A 1,664-nucleotide genomic window follows, 5' to 3' on the forward strand; every position below is an offset into this window, starting at 1 on the left:
GGCCCAGAGTGTGTAAAAACGCGTGGAATCCCTGTCAGCGCGTAGCGCCAGCGGATGTTAGGTGAGTAGTTGCCCCCGGCACGCCCTGCGGTCGTCATTATGGTCTTGGAGGTTTCTGTGAGGCTTCTAGCATGTCCGGTAGGCAACGAAGCCAACCCTTTCAGGCCGACAGCGCCTTCATCAAGCTGCTGGTGCCGAGGATTTTCATAACTCGCTTCATGTTATAGGTGAGTACGCTCAGGCTCATTTCTGCACTAACGCCTTCCAGCCTTCGCGTCAAAAAATGCGTAGCGCCCATCCACTGTTTGAGCGTCCCGAAGGGATGCTCGACCGTGCGCTTGCGGATTCGCATCATATCCGGCGCGTTGCTCAGCCGAACCTGCATCTCTTCCAATATCGCCTCGTGCTCCCAGCGCCGAACACGGCGTTGCTTGCTTGGTGTGCACTGCGTTTTCAAGGCGCAGCCTTGACACTTTGAACTCCAATAACGATGCAGCTTCATGCCTTTCTCGATGCTGGAGAAACGCCATATCAGCGTTTCTCCAGCTGGACATACATAGTGATTTTTCGCCGCGTCATAGATAAAAGCATCGTTGTTGAAGCGCCCATCAGCTTTGGCTCCAGAGGTCATTGGCTTGGGCACATACGCGGTGATATCCGCATTGTGACAAGCCAGGATTTCCTCACCTTTAAAATAGCCTCGGTCAGCCACCACCGAAAGCGTATCCGAAGCCATAACTTCTCGCGCTTGCTTAGCCATCGAACTGAGCTGATCTCGGTCGGAGCCGACATTGGTCACCTCATGAGCAACGATCAAATGGTGCTGAGTATCGACCGCTGTTTGCACGTTGTAGCCAACGATTCCTGTACCGCGCGTCATCATTGAACGCGCGTCTGGATCGGTCAGTGAGACCTGTTTATCTGGCGAATCGTTGAGCCGTATTTCAATCGCCTGAAGCTCTTTCATCTGCACTTTCAGCTTGGTGATTTTCTCTTCCAGCCGCACCGCCTGAGCTTCGGAGGAGGTGGGCTCCTGCCTATCCGCTGTATCGAGTGCGGCCAGGTAACGGTTGATGCTCGATTCAGTTTCTTCCATGCGCCGCTTCAATTTTGCGCTGGTGAAATTACGGTCGCGGTTGTTCACGGCTTTGAATTTGCTGCCATCAATGGCGACCAGATTTTCACTGAACAATCCCAACTGCTGACACAGCACCACGAACTGGCGACAGACGCCTCGGATAGCCTTACTGTTGTCTTTTCGGAAGCTGGCGATGGTCTTGAAATCCGGCGTTAAACGCCCCGTCAACCACATCAGCTCAACATTGCGTTGAGCTTCTCGCTCCAGGCGTCGGCTTGACTGGATGCGGTTGAGATAGCCATAGATGTAGATCTTCAGCAGAACTTCAGGGTGGTAAGCAGGCCGGCCTGTATCAGCAGGAATAGCGCCGTCAAAACCCAAGTTGACCAGGTCGAGTTCGTCGACAAACACGTCAACCACGCGCACCGGATTAGTATCGCTGACGTAGTCGTCGAGGCTTTCGGGAAGCAGAGTGCTTTGGCCTCGATGTTCACCTTGGATGAAACGCTTCACGGGCGATCCTTTCGATGAAATCCTCAGAAATCATAGCAAGGGTTTGCGAAGGCGTTTTTACACACTCTGGGCC

Annotated in this window: 1 protein-coding gene; it reads right to left on the reverse strand. The window is 53.5% G+C overall.

The window, feature by feature from the left end; translation table 11 throughout:
• Nucleotides 1-160: 160 nt before the first annotated feature.
• Nucleotides 161-1,591 (reverse strand): IS1182 family transposase, encoded by a 1,431-nt coding sequence (locus tag AC1MEK_RS29780; protein ID WP_480399837.1) that lies wholly within the window; start codon nt 1,589-1,591, stop codon nt 161-163.
• Between the last annotated feature and the right edge of the window lie 73 nt (nt 1,592-1,664).

This window comes from Pseudomonas sp. 2 (assembly GCF_056627435.1).